Origin of the sequence: Sulfurimonas sp. NW9 (assembly GCF_051132275.1) — a bacterium.
Lineage (GTDB): Bacteria > Campylobacterota > Campylobacteria > Campylobacterales > Sulfurimonadaceae > Sulfurimonas > Sulfurimonas hydrogeniphila.
The window spans coordinates 1772643-1787970 of the sequence record NZ_CP093236.1 but is presented as its reverse complement, the minus strand read 5'-3'; the positions used below and the strand labels follow the sequence as shown (position 1 = coordinate 1787970).

Sequence of the window (15328 nt, the reverse complement as noted above, 5' to 3'; positions counted from 1 at the left end):
TTTAATTGAATTTTATATTTTTTAAAACAGTGTAATTGTACGCTCTTTTAAATTTTTTTTTTGCAACCTAGGTTGCATTTACTGAAAGCTAGTTTGCAACAACAACCATAGCTTCTCTCAATGGTCTCTCTTTATATTTGTAACCTTTTTGAAAGGTTTGGACAATCTGTCCGCTTTCAACTTCATCACTGTCAACACTCTGTACGGCATTGTGAATATTCGGATCAAACGGCTCTTCATGTGATACCATTGTTACACCGTGTTTTTCCAGTGCTGTAGTAAATTGCTTGAGTGTAAGTTCAATACCCTCTTTGAGCTTTTCTATAAGTTCCTGAGGTTCGGCATCTGCATTAGCAGACTGCAGGGCCATCTCAAGAGAATCCACTACAGGGATCATATCTTTTGCAAATTTTTCGTTTGCATATTCAACCGCAGTGTATTTTTCACGTTCAAGTCTCTTTTTAATATTGTCAAAATCAGCATGAACACGTGCATACTTGTCTTTTAGTTCTGCCAGTTCTTTTTGCAGTAAATCTAATTCGTTTTCAACTGCTTCAGCTTCAGCAGCGACTTCATCATTCTCTATTTCGTTATTATTTGTATTTTCTTTTTCAGACATAATGATTCATATCTCCTTTTTCTTGAAAAGATAACGTATTATACACATTGAGTGTAATAATGTCAAGTAATGGTTGTGTGATTTATATAAAATAACTTTAGTCACATCCTGTCAAGTTTGTTTTCATCTTCTTAAAACTGTAATGAAGCTTCACTTGAGTATTATTATACTACAAATTTATGGAGAAATATTATGAAATATTTAACTTGGTTCTTTATTGGCGTTGTAGGTATATTTATTTTCGTGTATGTCATACTCTTTACAGGCTTTGGCAATTCATTGATAAAACCCGCTATAGAGAGTAAAATCAGAGAAGAGACGAAACTTGATTCTAAACTAAAGGTTTTTTCTTTATCAATGAGTGATTTTCAAATAATTTTGCAATTAAATGAGAACAATACAATTAAAGCTGCAGGAACCTATTCGATTTTTCAAAATCTTTTGATATACAATACAGTGTTGATTTAGGAGAACTGGCAACGCTGCAGCCTTTGACTGTAATGCAGTTGCAGGATGCCTTTTTTACAGAGGGAAGGGTACAGGGGAATGACAAACTGTTTACTGTTTTAGGAAAGAGTGATGTTGCCAAAAGTAAAACAGACTACAAAATTGTTATGACAGACTTCAGTCCCACTGCAGTTATTGCCAAAGTAGCGCGTGCCGATTTAGCCTCTTTACTGCATATGATCAATCAAAAACCGTATGCGAGTGCCCAGGTGAATCTGAATGTCAATTTTACAAACATTACGCCGCATCAACTTGACGGTGATATTCTTCTTGTTACAAAAAATGGAAAATTAAACGCAAGCGTGATGAAAAAAGATTTCAATATTACTATTCCTCCAACAGCATTTGCAATGAATTTGGATGCAAAGCTCAAAGGCGATGCAATTGATTATAGATATAATCTCAATTCTAACCTTGCCAAAATGACATCGCAAGGCAATATAGTTCCGGCACCGTTACATGTAAAGGCAAAATACGCATTACATGTAAAAGAGCTGGCTGTTTTAAAACCGATAACTTCGGCTGATATAAGAGGAAAATTAAATCTCAACGGAACAGTAGTCGGCAATAAAGAAGAAATGATTCTCAAAGGAAAAAGTGACTTGGCTGCTTCAAACACAGCATTTACAGCAACACTGCATGATTTTGCACCCAAAAGCATTGAAGCGGATATAAAAGGTCTCAAGCTTCAAAAACTGCTTTATATGCTCAAACAGCCTCATTATGCAGATGCGCTGTTTACCATGCATGTGAACATCAGCAATGCTGATCCGAAAAATCTGCAGGGTGTTGTGACATCTCAGATTACAAAGGGGCTGGCAGACACAAGGTACATTACCCAAGCGTATAAATTTAAAAGTATGATGCCAAGAACAAAGTTTCATGCTGAAACCCATACAGTACTCAGTAAGAATATCATTGACACGAAATTAAATTTTTCTTCAACGCTTGCGAATTTTGTGATTAAAAAAGCACGTTTTGATACAAAAGAGGCTTCTTTGCAGACGGACTATACCGTAAAAATTCCTAATCTTGAGCAACTCTATTTTGCAACGCAACGGCATCTCAAAGGTGCTTTGGCTGCCAATGGAATACTGAAAAAAGCAAAAGATTTGGATTTTACACTTTTTTCAAATATAGCCGGCGGCAAACTTGATGCAAAACTGCACAATGATGACTTTGTTGCAAATTTAAAATCACTGCAGACTTTGGATGTTCTTGATATGCTGCTGTATCCTAAAATATTCAAGGCCTCTGTAGACGGAAAATTTCTTTATAATCTCGCAGATGAAAAAGGTGACTTTAAAGGATTGCTTTTCGATGGTACGTTTATGCCTAACCAGGTACTTGACTTGACAAAAAAATATGCACATATAGACCTGTATAAACAGCGTTTTAAAGGAGATGTAGATGCAAAAATAAAGAAAGAAAAAATTGTTGCCTCGTTGGATTTAAAGTCAAATACATCTTCCATTGTGGCAAAAAATACAAAAATTGACACAAAAGCCAATACAATTGATGCAAAAATTGATATTAATGCGAACGGCAATCCTTTGAGTGTTACGCTAAAAGGAAATATCAACAGACCGAAAATCGGGGTAGATGCAAAGCAGATTATCAAAAAGGAGGCAACAAAAGCGATTAAAAAAGAGATACAAAAAAGAATAGGAAAAGATGTCGGAAATCTGTTGAAAGGATTATTTTAGACTTACATCAGTCAGGGTAAGGCAAAAACTGACGGTTTGGCCCTGTTCTTCAACTTTTGTACAGGCCTGTGCAAGTGTTTGCCCTGTTGTGATAATATCATCAACTAAAATGATACTCTCATCATCTTTGAACTTTTTCAGTTGAAAGTTTCTTGGATTTTCCTGTCTGAATTGTTTGCTTTTACCCGAATACGAAACACTGTTTTGTGCCCGAAGTTTATTGTAAAGCGGACGGATATTGTATGTTTTAAGTGCATGGTTTAACAGTGCTGTGTGCGAATAGCCACTTGTACTTTTGTCATCTATTGCCAAAGAGAGATATTTCTCTTTTGTATGAAATTCTTTGGCAAATTTTTTAAAGCTGAGTTTTGCTAAAATAGTATAAATATAAAAACCGATATCGGTATGTTTCGTAAACAACAGTTCTTTTATCTCCTCATATTTGTAAAAAGAGAGGATGTCGGTACCGTTAGGGAGTTTTCTTCTGTAAAGAGCAGGGGAGAGAAAGTTTGTCTGGCAGGCGGAACATATGTGTGTAAAAGTATAACTTTCACACACTATACATTTCATAAAATCTGCTTTAGTCCATTTTTAAAACAGACATAAAAGCCTCTTGCGGCAGCTGCACCTTGCCTATGGATTTCATTCGTTTTTTCCCTGCTTTTTGTTTTTCAAGGAGTTTGCGTTTACGGGTAATATCTCCACCGTAACATTTGGCAGTAACATTTTTTCCCATTGACTTGACTGTTTCCCGGGCTATGACCTGATTGCCCAGTGATGCCTGTACGGCTACTTCAAAAAGCTGACGGGGAATAAGCTCTTTCATGTTTTTTACAAGTGTTCGCCCGCGAGAAAGCGCAGAAGTTCGCGGGACAATCACACTGAGTGCATCCACGACCTCTCCGGCAACTTTGACATCAAGTTTGACAAGGTCGCCCTCTTTGAATTCGGTCGGTTCATAGTCAAAAGAAGCATAGCCTTTTGAAATGGACTTGAGCGTATCATAAAAATCCACGACTATTTCATTCATAGGTATTTCATACTCAAGCATTACTCTTTCTTCGTTGAGATAGGTCATTTTGTTTTGGATACCTCGTTTTGAAACCAAAAGATTCATGATATTCCCTAGATACTCACTGGGGGTGATCACTGTGGCTTTCACATAAGGCTCTTCGATTCTGTCAATATGATTGATTTCGGGCAATTCTGACGGGTTTTGCACTTTTACCATCTTCCCGTTATTAAGGTACACATGGTAGACAACCGAAGGGGCTGTGGCAATTAGATCAAGTCCGAATTCTCTCTCCAGACGCTCTTTGATGACTTCCATATGCAGCATACCCAAAAAGCCTACACGAAAACCAAAACCGAGTGCTATAGATGTTTCAGGTTCATAAGAGAGGGAAGAGTCATTGAGTCTGAGTTTGTCAAGTGCATCTCTTAAGTCTTCAAATTTGTCGGTATCTATAGGGTAGAGTCCGGCAAATACAAAAGGTTTAGCAGGTTCGTAATCCCCAACCGGTTGGGCAGTGGGATTTTTCGCATCAGTGATGGTATCACCGACACTCACCACACTTACCTCTTTAAGCCCTAAGACTACAATGCCGATTTCACCACTCTTTATAGCCTGTGTTTTGATTTTTTTCAAAGGATGCGGATATAATAAATCAAGGACTTGATGCTCTTCATCGTTTGACATCAGTTTAATCGTCTGATTTTTTCTAATTTCTCCGTCAAAAACACGTACAAGTGCCAGGGCACCAAGGTACTGGTCAAACCAGGAGTCATAAATAATTGCTTTGGTAGGTGCATCCGGATCACCGACAGGTGCCGGAATTCTCTCAACAATGGCATCAATAAGGTCACGAATCCCTACGCCTGTTTTTGCACTCACAAGGACAGCATCTGTGGCATCAATACCTATAGAAGTTTCTATCTCTTCGGCGACTTTATCAGGATCGGCGGCAGGAAGGTCAATTTTATTAATAACTGGAATGAGTTCAAGGTCGTTGTCAAGTGCCAAATAGACATTGGCAATTGTTTGTGCCTCAACACCCTGTGCGGCATCAACGATAAGCAGGGCTCCGTCAGAAGATGCCAAAGATTTACTCACTTCATAAGAAAAATCAACATGACCCGGTGTGTCTATAAGATTGAGAATATAATGTTCCCCGTCTTTGACATAGTCAAGGCGAACGGACTGTGCCTTGATGGTAATGCCGCGTTCCTGTTCTATATCCATGGTATCCATCATCTGTGTACCCATTTCTCTCTCGGTAACAGAACCGCACTCTTGTATGATCCTGTCAGCCAAGGTGCTTTTTCCATGGTCAATATGGGCAATGATTGAGAAGTTCCTAATATTTTTCAATGATACTCCTATGCAAAAAGACTGTTCACACTCTCGTTGTGATAGACTCTGCGAATTACTTCGGCAAAAAGTGGTGCAACACTCAAGACTTTTATTTTTGAATGAGGTTTTGATTCTAAGGTATTGGTTATAATGAGCTCATCAAGCTCACCGTTCTCAAGATTCTGGTAGGCATTTCCACTGAGAACACCGTGTGTAGCGCATGCCATCACAGAAACAGCTCCTTTGTTCTTAAGAGCAGTGGCCGCTTTGACCATTGTTCCTGCCGTGTCAACCATATCGTCTATCATAATAACATCATGTCCCTCGACATTTCCGATGATATTCATGACTTCACTTTCATTTGCTTTTTCACGGCGTTTGTCAACGATAACCATTTCAAGACCCATTCGGGATGCAAAGTATCTCGCACGCGCAACCCCGCCGATGTCAGGAGAAGCAATAATAGGATTTTTGAGGTTTTTGCTTTTTATATACTGCTCAAAGGTAATAGAACCGTAAAGATTGTCAACCGGAATATCAAAAAATCCCTGAATCTGTCCGGCATGCAGGTCTATAGTTACGACTCTGTCTATGCCGGCAGTTTCATAGAGGTTTGCTACAAGCTTAGCCGTAATCGGGACACGGGGAGCCGCCTTTCTGTCTTGTCTCGCATAACCGTAGTAGGGAACAACAGCTGTAATACTTGAAGCTGATGAGCGTTTGAGGGCATCAGTCAAAATTAACAGTTCCATAAGATTGTCATTTGAGGGAGCACCGGTTGACTGTACGATAAATACATCACGACCACGGACAGATTCTGCAATCTGGACCGAAATTTCACCGTCGCTAAACTTTTTAACATCAGCTTTCGCTAAGGGAATATCTAAAATACTACAAATTTCTTTCGCAAAATCAACACTGGCAGATCCTGCAAAAATTTTATAACCACGCATAGGAGTTCCTTCTTGGAAAAATTAATGTTGTATTATACAGCAATTGTACTGAGTATATGTTAAAGTTCTTGGCACTTTTGACAAAGTCCGGATAAAACCAGGTCGGCTTTGTCGATTTTAAAATGAGAAGTCTGTGAAGCGAGTTGGGCAGTTTGTGACAGGTCCAGTACAATATCCTGAATTGTATGACATTGTCTGCAGATTACATGGGAGTGTGTCTCTTTTGTCAGTTCAAATACTGATTTCTCATTTGGAATTTTTACTTCCTGTATAAAAGCATTCTCCATCATAAGATTAATATTTTTATAAATAGTAGCCAGTGAGATAGAATTGAATTTTTTCAGCATGACTTCATACAAGTGCTCTATTGTCATGTGTCCATTGGCATGAAGTGCATTTGCAATTTCCAGTCTTTGCGGTGTTGCTTTTAAATGATGTTGACGTAATATATCTGTATAATTATTCATAATAGAATTATACACTACAAATATTTAAAAATAGTTTTCTAAAGCAGTTTTTGTAATCGGATTAAGCTGGAAAAGAGAATCGCGCTTTTGTCACCACTTGAACTTTTCATCTGAAGTTCACTGTTTAAGAGTAATTCATGCAGTTTTGCATATGTCTGCGGTTTTATTTTAATTGCAGCAGAGGCTTTTTGTTCTACCACAAAAGAGGGTGCAGGGTAACCTAAAATTTCTAAAGCATTAGGCGCACCGTTTATTCGGATATATATGTTAAACATATAAAGCTGTGTCAAATAGGCGGTAATTGCTGTAATAATTCTTATTTCATCTTCGCCATGTTCGAGTATATTAAGTAAATCAGGACGAAAATCTTTTTTGTCAAGCAGTTTTGTTATAAAGTCGTCAAGGTTGATACTTGCAAGTCCATATACCAGATTGTCAACATCTTTTGTTGTAATGGCTCTGTCATAAACACGAAACTTTTCTATTTCATTCGATGCAAGTGCAACATCTCCATTGTGAATTTTTAAGAGATGGGAAATTGTAAATTTATCAATATTGACATGTTTTTCTTGGGCAAGTGCATAAATAATATTTTGTGCTTCATACTCTTTTGGGTGAAAAAATCTTACACTCATGACATTTGTTTTGGCAAAAGCTTTTTTATTGTTGTAGGTTTTATGGTCTGATCCGTAATAGGCATAGACAAAAATATTTTCTGTATTTTTGTCACATAAGGATAAAAACAGATCAAGCTCTTTTTTGGGAATTTTTTTTTCGCTTTTTATGACAAGGATATTTCTGTCTCCAAAGAGTGAACCCTGCGAGAGATGTGCCTTTGCAGAGTTAAAATCATATTCGTCATGGTAATAGCTGAGAATATTTGCTTCTTCTATGTTTGTCAGCATTTTTGTATACATATCTATCAAGAAGGTACTCTCTCCAAAAAAGATAAAGCTGTTGGAAATACTTTTGTTTTGTATATGTTTGTCAAACTCGTTTTTATACATTGTTTTCTGTTTTTCCGACTACCGAGGCATATATTCGGGCTCTTGCTATATTCACTTTATCAATGCGTACAATGACATCTTCAAAAAGTGTTACATCCGCACCCGATGTAAAATGCAGTCTTGCACCTATGATTTTATCATGCAGCTGGGCACGCAGTTCCGGATCTGTAGAGGTAATTCTTGCTTTAAACTCTTTGTGCAGGTTTTGTTCTGCCCATCTTGCATATTTGCGTGCTTTGTATTCGGACTCTATAATCATAGCCTCGCGCTCTTTTTCACTGATAGCCATACTGAGTGATTCTATATTTCTTAAAACATAAGACTGTTCCTGTGTGTCGCCTCTGTTAATCGCTTTTAAAAGTCTGTGCACAATTAAATCACTGTACCTTCTGATGGGTGAGGTAAAATGGGTGTACTCTTTAAAACCCAGTCCAAAGTGCCCGACATTTACAGGGGAGTATCGTGCCTGCATCTGGGACTGAATAATCAGTGTATCCACTTCCGCTTCAATGCCCATCTCTCTGGCCTGTTTTTGGATGGAGTCTATTGTTTCTTTGATAGTGTTTTTTATCTCTACATGTATGCCTATGCCGGCTAACTCCTGGTAAAGCTTCTGAAGTTTTGCCTGACTTGGCGGTTCGTGGATTCTAAAAAGCCCTCTTTTGTAACGTTTTGCCGCTTCTTTGTTTGCTAAGAGCATACAGTCCTCTATAAGTCCGTGAGAAGGTGTCTCCTGGGCAAGGGTTGTGGCGACAAGGTTTGTGTTTTCATCCAGAGTCATCTCTATTTCTGTAGAATGAAAGTCAAAACCTTCCTGCAGACGTTTTGCCCGTAATCTGTCGGTAACTGTTTTGAGCTTTTTTATCCAGGCAAATATCTCTGTTTCTTCTTCTGTTTTTGCCTGCAGCTTATTTTCTAAAAAGAGGTCAATCTCTTCATAGTTAAATCTTCTGTCAGAGTGCATAAGTGCCTCATACACTTCAGATTTTACGACTTCAAGAGTTTTTACATCAAGTTTGATTTCAAATACATAAGCAAGTCTGTCTACATGGGGTTGAAGGGAACATAAAGTTTCGCTGAGTTCTCTCGGGAGCATAGGAATAGAACGATGCGGCAGGTAAATAGAAAAACTTCTGTAGATTGCTTCGGTATCTATGGGACCAAAAGGTGTGACATATTCACTGACATCTGCGATAGCAACATAGAGGGTTGTGTTCTTGTCATCCCAGTAGATGGCATCGTCAAAATCTTTTGCAGTCACAGGGTCTATTGTACAAAATGTCAAATCTCTTAAATCTTTTCTTTTTGGATACTTTGAAGCATCAACAGGTTGAAAAGAGCGAGCGATTTTTAAAACTTCCTCATCAAATGCATCATGCTTGTTAAACTGAGCAAGGACAATTTTCTCATCAGATTTCGGGTCTTTGATATTGCCTATTTTTTCCATGATTTTATTTTCATTGTTGTCAACTTTAAAAAGGTCACCCACTGCATAGTTATTGAGCTCTTCTGTTGACATCTCAGCACCGACGGGATACTCGGTTTTAAGATCAACTAAAGATTTGTGTCCCTCTTTTTCTATGATGTAGGCGACACTGTAAGTCTGTTCTTTTCCGACTATTTCTACTATTTTGGCACTCGGTTGTCCTCTGTGCCCTAAAAGTCTCTGAGCAATAACCAAATCCCCTTCATTGGCAAGTCCGAGATTGTTTTCATTGATATAGAGGTCTTTAATATTCTCGCCTATTACATGTAAATAGGCTGTTCCTTTTTGGACAAGTCCTAAAACTCCGGCACGGTATTTGGAATTGAATTTGTATATATTATGCTTGTGTGTCAGGTATTTTTTTGCAAGCCATTCGCGTACTACAGGGAGTTCCTCTTCCGTGATGTCTTGTTCATTGAGTCCATGAGTGAGTCGTATAAGTAGTGATTTCAATGCATTTAACTCTTTATATGTTCCAGGGCTTGATCGAAACTCTTCATATCAAGTCCGTATTTTTCTATTAACTCTTTTGCAGCTTGAATGCTCTCGTTTGTGATTACACCGTTTATAGGAACAGTGATACGTACTACATGAAGAATCTGTGCAGCTTTTTTATCTTCTTCTTTGGCTGCATCGGGATTTTGACAGTTGCGTATAACATCAACAAGTCCCTCTTCAAATTTCCATTGTGCAAATATTGTAGCACTGACTTCAGGTGTATCTACACCTACAATCTCTTTTTCGGCAGCTTCAACATCCTGTAACTCCTGCATAACTGCTTTGAACTCTGCTTCTTTTTTGTCCGCTATAATCTGCTGTGCAATAAGTACTTTTCCGATTTCTACCAAAAAGGCAGCAGGGGATAAAATACCCATAAGCCTGTTTTCTCTTTTTAGACACCAGGCCGTAGTAAGCGCATGCTGTTTTTTTGAGAGTTCAGAGAACATTTCGTTTGTAATGCCGTAGGGCGACAAATCAAGATCAAAGCTTTTTTTCACGATTGAAGCTAATGCAAATCCGCGAACAGTACCCATACCAAAGAGACCGACTGCCTGACTGATAGCATTTATTTCTCTGGAAAAACCGTAAAGCGGTGAATTTGCCGCTTTAAGGATATCGGCTGTCAAAAGAGGGTCTTTTTCTAAAATTTTTGCCATATCATTAAATGTAGAGTTCGGATCTTTGTAAACTTTCTCTATTTGAAGAGCAGATTCCGGAAGTGGCGGGAGTTGCTTGATTTTTTTTAATATATCTTCAGTCATTTAATTTCTCTCTTGTTAAATATAGTCTTTGTAGTGTAATTATAGTCTCAATAGCTAAATACATACTGAAGTAACCATTTTTCTTGATGCTTGTTTACAAAAAACTGTTATTATTTTTCATAAAAATTTTAGAAGGAACAGATATGCAAAATGATGCAATGTTGACGCAACTGCGATATGTACCAAATGAAGCTTTGGTGCAGCAACTTAAAAGAATTCAAAAAAATACTCCGGGATATGAAAAAATAGAGAAGCATATTTTGGATTTAAATGATCATCTCAAAGTAAATAATGCCTATGTCGCTTTATCCAATACAAAAGATTACTTTAAAATAAAAGTAGAGTCACCTACTCCTGAGTTAGCACAGGAAGCACATGAAAAGATAGAGCATTTCAGCAGAAAATTCAAGGTAAAAACAGACAAATTACCAAATAAAGAAACATATTATATTATAGGGTACGAGCATTAGGAACAACAGTTGATGAAAGAACCTATGAGTATCGAAGGGTATGACAAACTTACAGAAGAGTTTAAATATCTGCTCGAAGTTGAAAAACCCAAGGTGGCACATGAAAAACTTGTAGCTGCCGCACTTGGTGACCGAAGTGAAAATGCTGACTATCAGGCGGCAAAAGAGAAATTGCGTTTTATTGACAAAAGGCTTTTTTATCTCAACAAAATGATTCAAAATTCACAAATCATTGATCCCTCTTTACATGTACATGAACGTATTTCTTTTGGAAGTACCGTTACATTGGTTGATCTTGAAACCGATAAAGAAGAGGTGTATACTTTATGCGGTGTGCTTGAGAGCGAACCGGAAAACGGACTGATATCCGTTCATTCTCCTATAGCAAAAGCATTGCTTGGCAAAAGTGCAGGCGACGAGGTCAAAGTCAGGTTGCCAAATCAGATAAAAGAGTATGAAATTGAAAAAATAGAGTATAAAAATATCTTTTCTCTGAAAAAGAATATTCGCACAAAAAGTGATTTTTCTTTTCATTAAAACAACTTTTACCATTGCTTGGATATAATTCATTTTTAAAAACCAATTTTTAGGAAACCCCCGTGAGCCAACAATTACAAAACATTGATGAACAGTTAGCCAACCATAAGCTTTCGCAAGAAGACTATATACATATTAAAGAGATCTTAGGACGTGAACCGAATTTGGTTGAATTAGGTATATTTTCAGCCATGTGGAGTGAACACTGTTCGTATAAGTCTTCCAAAGTCCATTTAAAAGGGTTTCCTACAAAAGCACCATGGGTTATTCAGGGACCTGGTGAAAATGCCGGTGTTATTGATATTGGTGATGGATATGCGGCAGTTTTTAAGATGGAGTCACATAATCATCCGAGTTTTATAGAACCCTATCAGGGCGCGGCAACCGGTGTCGGCGGAATTATGCGTGATGTTTTTACAATGGGTGCCCGTCCTGTGGCAAACTTGAATGCACTGCGTTTTGGCAATATTTTGAACAAAGATGATATTTCCAAGCATCAGCGTTATTTGGTGCGCGGTGTCACTGAGGGAATCGGCGGTTACGGCAACTGTATGGGTGTTCCGACCATCGGCGGTGAAACCAGTTTTGATGAGTGTTACAACGGAAATATTCTTGTCAATGCTTTTACTCTGGGAATTGCAAAAAGTGACGAAATATTTTACGGCAAGGCAGAGGGGACAGGAAATCCAGTCCTTTATGTAGGTGCTAAAACAGGTCGTGACGGTCTTGGCGGAGCTGTTATGAGTTCGGACAGTTTTACCGAAGAGAGCAAATCTTTGCGTCCGACGGTTCAGGTAGGGGATCCTTTTACCGAAAAACTGCTTTTGGAAGCATGTCTGGAGCTTTTTAAAACGGATCATGTCATCGGAATCCAGGATATGGGAGCTGCCGGACTTACATCTTCTTCTTTTGAGATGGCGGGACGTTCAGGTTCGGGAATGATTATGCACCTTGACAAGGTTCCTGCGCGCGAAGAAAATATGACTCCTTATGATTTTATGCTCAGTGAATCGCAAGAGCGTATGCTTTTGTGTGCCAAAAAAGGTTCAGAACAGGCTATTATCGATATTTTTGAAAAATGGGATCTGGATGCTGCAGTTATAGGCGAGGTAACAGATACCGGAAAAATGGAGCTTTTTTGGCATGGAGAAAAATGTGCTGAGGTTCCTGTTGACCCTGTTAGTGAAGAAGCTCCGGAACTGAACCGTCCTATGAAAAAACCTGCTTACCTTGATGATATTCACAAAGTAAGTATTGATGATTTTGACAGAGTGTCAAATCAGGAAGCGTTTGAAAAACTGACAAAATCTATGGAAGTAGTTGATAAATCATGGATTTACACACAATATGATTCTATGGTACAGACAAATACTGTTAAAAACGGAGGCATGCTTGATGCTTCCGTCATCCGCGTAAAAGAGAATAAAAAAGCTTTGGCAATGTCAGCTGACTGTAATGTGCGTTATTGTTATATAGATCCGAAAATGGGAGCAGCGGCAGCGGTTGTTGAATCCGGGCGTAATGTTGCCATGAGCGGAGCAAGACCGTTGGCAATTACCGACTGTCTTAATTACGGAAATCCGGAAAACCCTGAAGTTATGTGGCAGTTTGGCCAAGGCTGTTTGGGTATAAAAGAAGCATGTGCAGAGCTGACAACTCCGGTCATTGGCGGAAATGTTTCTCTTTATAATGAAACAAACGGTGTTTCTGTTTTTCCAACGCCTTCTATTGCAACCGTAGGTGTGAATGATGATGAAAACAATGTGTTAATGTCAAGTTTTCAATCTGAGGGAAATGCGCTTTATCTGATAGGCGAAAGCAAATCAGAATTCGGCGGTTCTTTATATATGAAAGAGCTTTACGGCACTGTTGCCGGAGTTATACCTGAAATTGACTACAAGAAAGAGCTTGCTCTTTGGGATTTGGTTATAGAAGCAAACAAAAAGCATTTGCTGGAGTGCGCAAAAGATGCAAGCAGCGGCGGTGTTGCAATAGCATTAGCGAAAATGGCAGCCACAAGCGGACTTGGCTGCGATGTAGATATGAGTGTTGCTGATGATCGGGATATCTTTGCAGAAAGTATGAGTCGAGCCATTATTGAAGTAAAGTCTGAAAACTGTGAAGCTTTTGAAGCGATGCTTGATGAATCAATGTCTGTTGAAAAAATTGGAACAGTCGGCGGAGATACTGTACGAATAAATGATGTAAATATGAGTATAAAAAGCCTCAAAGAGAATTATTTTACTACTTTTAGAAAAATAGTTGAACAAGATTTATAGTAATAGCAAAATCTTATAAAACTTTAATCCGTTTAGGTATATAATAATCACGAAAATATCACAAAGGAAAAGATAAATGAGAAAAAACATAATTACTGCAATAATTGCACTGAGTGTTGCATTTTTTGCAACAGGATGTTCTACAATGCATATGGGCTGGGTGGCAGTTACGAGTCAACACAAACTTGACGACAAAGCTATGGATGCGTATGATGAAATGTTTACAAAAGTTGCAAAATACGGTGACCCTGCACGTGCAATGATGAAAGAGTGGAAGGTTGAAGAAGGTGTGAGCGGTGATGATGTAAAAGAGTCAATAGCTGCACTTACTGAAGAGTATAACATGAGACTTACAGGCTATGTTAAGATGTATACAAAAGAGGATGCAAAACCAAATGAAGTGGCAGAAGCAAGAATCTGGTCTTTGTGTAACCTTACGACTGCAAAAATATTCTTGAATTATTCACGTTATTATGGTGGTTTTATGCCATGTAGAATTATGTATGTTCGTTATGGTAATGGAGACGCTTTCTTAATCAGTATGGATATGACTCTTGCAATTCATGGCGGATACCCGTTACCTCCAAAAATGCTGGAAGCTGCTTTAAAAGTAAAAGACGCAATGGAAGGAATTCCTGCTCGTGCTGCACAAGGTGATTTCTAGTCACCTGTTGCTTCTGGAGAGTTTATAAATTTTATAAGCTCTTCATCTAACTGATAGGGTGTATTCACAACCGCATCAATCTCTTTATACCTGAACCCCTCTTTTGTATAACAAACAATAGTTTCGTTTTTATTACCCAGCAAAGCATCTATCGCATACGTAATAAATTTATATGCCATAAGTCTGTCTTTTACTGTCGGATTTCCTCCGCGCTGCAGGTGACCAAGTACATTTACTCTTGATTCAATGCCGATTTTTTCTTCAAACCATCGTGCTATCTCTTCAGAATCCTCATTTATCCCCTCTGCTACAATAGCAATAAAATATCTTCGTCCGTTTTGTATCTCTTGTTTGAATTTTTGCTCATACGCGTTTAAATTATAGGCTGTTTCAGGAATTAAACAAAGCTCAGAACCGGATGTCAAATGAGATACAAGTGCAAGGTAACCGCATTTGTTTCCCATGGTCTCAATAATGAAAGCCCTTTTGAAAGAAGATGCCGTATCTCTGATGGAGTCTATTGAGAATTTTATCATATTGAGTGCCGTATCTACTCCCAAACAGTAGTCTGTGCCTGAAATATCATTATCAATAGTAGAGGGAATACCGCAAAACTTTATGTTATGCTCTTTGTAAAACTGATGTAAACCACGAAAAGAACCATCTCCCCCAAGCACAATAAGCATTGTTACATGTAATGCATCAAGGTTTTGTTTTGCTATGTTTCTATACTTCGCCTGCATAAATCTTTTGCTTCTGGCACTTCCTATTTTAGTGCCTCCACGGTTAATAATGCCCGAAACATCACAATAACTCGCTTTTTGAATATTGTTGTCAATCAGTCCTTCGTATCCGTCATACACGAAGTAGGGCGTTAAATTATTTTGTAAACTGTATTCAACAAATCTTTTCAATGCCGGATTCATGCCGGAGACATCTCCGCCAGAACAGAGTATGGCAATATTTTGCTTCATTATAGCTTCCTTAAATTGTTTTTTTAAGTTTACCATCTTCTAAA

15 protein-coding genes are annotated in these 15328 nt (G+C 38.2%); 6 read left to right on the top strand and 9 right to left on the bottom strand.

Annotated features, from left to right (window positions below; genetic code table 11):
• Window positions 1-88: 88 nt before the first annotated feature.
• On the bottom strand, window positions 89-619 hold the full coding sequence (grpE, locus tag MLC44_RS10100; RefSeq protein ID WP_151899839.1) for a nucleotide exchange factor GrpE: 531 nt from the start codon (window positions 617-619) through the stop codon (window positions 89-91).
• A 192-nt stretch (window positions 620-811) separates the two neighbouring features.
• Between grpE and MLC44_RS10095 the strand changes: the two genes are divergently transcribed.
• Both MLC44_RS10095 and MLC44_RS10090 read left to right on the top strand, forming a co-directional pair.
• Window positions 812-1087 (top strand): hypothetical protein, encoded by a 276-nt coding sequence (locus tag MLC44_RS10095; protein ID WP_434657179.1) that lies wholly within the window; start codon window positions 812-814, stop codon window positions 1085-1087.
• A 23-nt stretch (window positions 1088-1110) separates the two neighbouring features.
• Entirely contained in the window at window positions 1111-2832 is a 1722-nt protein-coding gene (locus MLC44_RS10090) for a hypothetical protein (protein ID WP_434657177.1), read from the top strand.
• Here the strand turns inward: MLC44_RS10090 and MLC44_RS10085 are convergent.
• From MLC44_RS10085 to MLC44_RS10055, 7 genes are read right to left on the bottom strand one after another with little or no spacing between them, the layout of a single operon-like run.
• On the bottom strand, window positions 2824-3402 hold the full coding sequence (locus MLC44_RS10085) for a ComF family protein (RefSeq protein ID WP_151899841.1): 579 nt from the start codon (window positions 3400-3402) through the stop codon (window positions 2824-2826). The two genes, MLC44_RS10090 and MLC44_RS10085, sit on opposite strands and share 9 nt — an antisense overlap.
• 10 nt (window positions 3403-3412) lie before the next feature.
• A complete protein-coding gene (gene lepA, locus MLC44_RS10080) occupies window positions 3413-5203 on the bottom strand; it encodes a translation elongation factor 4 (RefSeq protein ID WP_434657175.1) in 1791 nt (596 codons plus the stop codon).
• Between the two features lie 8 nt (window positions 5204-5211).
• Window positions 5212-6138, bottom strand: coding sequence for a ribose-phosphate pyrophosphokinase (locus MLC44_RS10075; RefSeq protein ID WP_151899843.1), 927 nt, complete (start codon window positions 6136-6138; stop codon window positions 5212-5214).
• 59 nt (window positions 6139-6197) lie between these two features.
• The gene (locus tag MLC44_RS10070) at window positions 6198-6605 is read right to left on the bottom strand and encodes a Fur family transcriptional regulator (protein ID WP_151899844.1); all 408 of its coding nucleotides are present in this window, start codon (window positions 6603-6605) and stop codon (window positions 6198-6200) included.
• Between the two features lie 38 nt (window positions 6606-6643).
• Window positions 6644-7612 carry a DNA polymerase III subunit delta gene (gene holA, locus MLC44_RS10065; RefSeq protein WP_151899845.1) on the bottom strand — a complete coding sequence of 323 codons (969 nt, stop codon included), beginning with the start codon at window positions 7610-7612 and terminating at the stop codon, window positions 6644-6646.
• On the bottom strand, window positions 7605-9551 hold the full coding sequence (locus MLC44_RS10060) for an RNB domain-containing ribonuclease (RefSeq protein ID WP_434657172.1): 1947 nt from the start codon (window positions 9549-9551) through the stop codon (window positions 7605-7607). The genes holA and MLC44_RS10060 overlap by 8 nt, the downstream gene beginning before the upstream one ends.
• A 5-nt stretch (window positions 9552-9556) precedes the next feature.
• Window positions 9557-10360 (bottom strand): HDOD domain-containing protein, encoded by an 804-nt coding sequence (locus MLC44_RS10055; RefSeq protein WP_434657170.1) that lies wholly within the window; start codon window positions 10358-10360, stop codon window positions 9557-9559.
• 143 nt (window positions 10361-10503) lie between these two features.
• Between MLC44_RS10055 and MLC44_RS10050 the strand changes: the two genes are divergently transcribed.
• The 4 genes from MLC44_RS10050 (at window position 10504) to MLC44_RS10035 (ending at window position 14310) form a co-directional block, all read left to right on the top strand.
• Window positions 10504-10830, top strand: coding sequence for a hypothetical protein (locus tag MLC44_RS10050; protein ID WP_151899848.1), 327 nt, complete (start codon window positions 10504-10506; stop codon window positions 10828-10830).
• Window positions 10831-10842: 12 nt separating this feature from the next.
• Window positions 10843-11367: a transcription elongation factor GreA gene (gene greA / locus MLC44_RS10045; RefSeq protein WP_151901487.1), complete on the top strand. Its 525-nt coding sequence runs from the start codon at window positions 10843-10845 to the stop codon at window positions 11365-11367.
• A gap of 62 nt (window positions 11368-11429) precedes the next feature.
• Window positions 11430-13646, top strand: a complete 2217-nt coding sequence (gene purL / locus MLC44_RS10040) for a phosphoribosylformylglycinamidine synthase subunit PurL (RefSeq protein ID WP_418640554.1) — start codon at window positions 11430-11432, stop codon at window positions 13644-13646.
• 76 nt (window positions 13647-13722) lie between these two features.
• Window positions 13723-14310, top strand: coding sequence for a DUF302 domain-containing protein (locus MLC44_RS10035; RefSeq protein WP_151899850.1), 588 nt, complete (start codon window positions 13723-13725; stop codon window positions 14308-14310).
• On the opposite strand, the gene MLC44_RS10030 is transcribed toward MLC44_RS10035, so the two are convergent.
• Window positions 14307-15284, bottom strand: a complete 978-nt coding sequence (locus MLC44_RS10030; protein WP_434657168.1) for a 6-phosphofructokinase — start codon at window positions 15282-15284, stop codon at window positions 14307-14309. The genes MLC44_RS10035 and MLC44_RS10030 overlap by 4 nt on opposite strands.
• Window positions 15285-15328 lie beyond the last annotated feature (44 nt).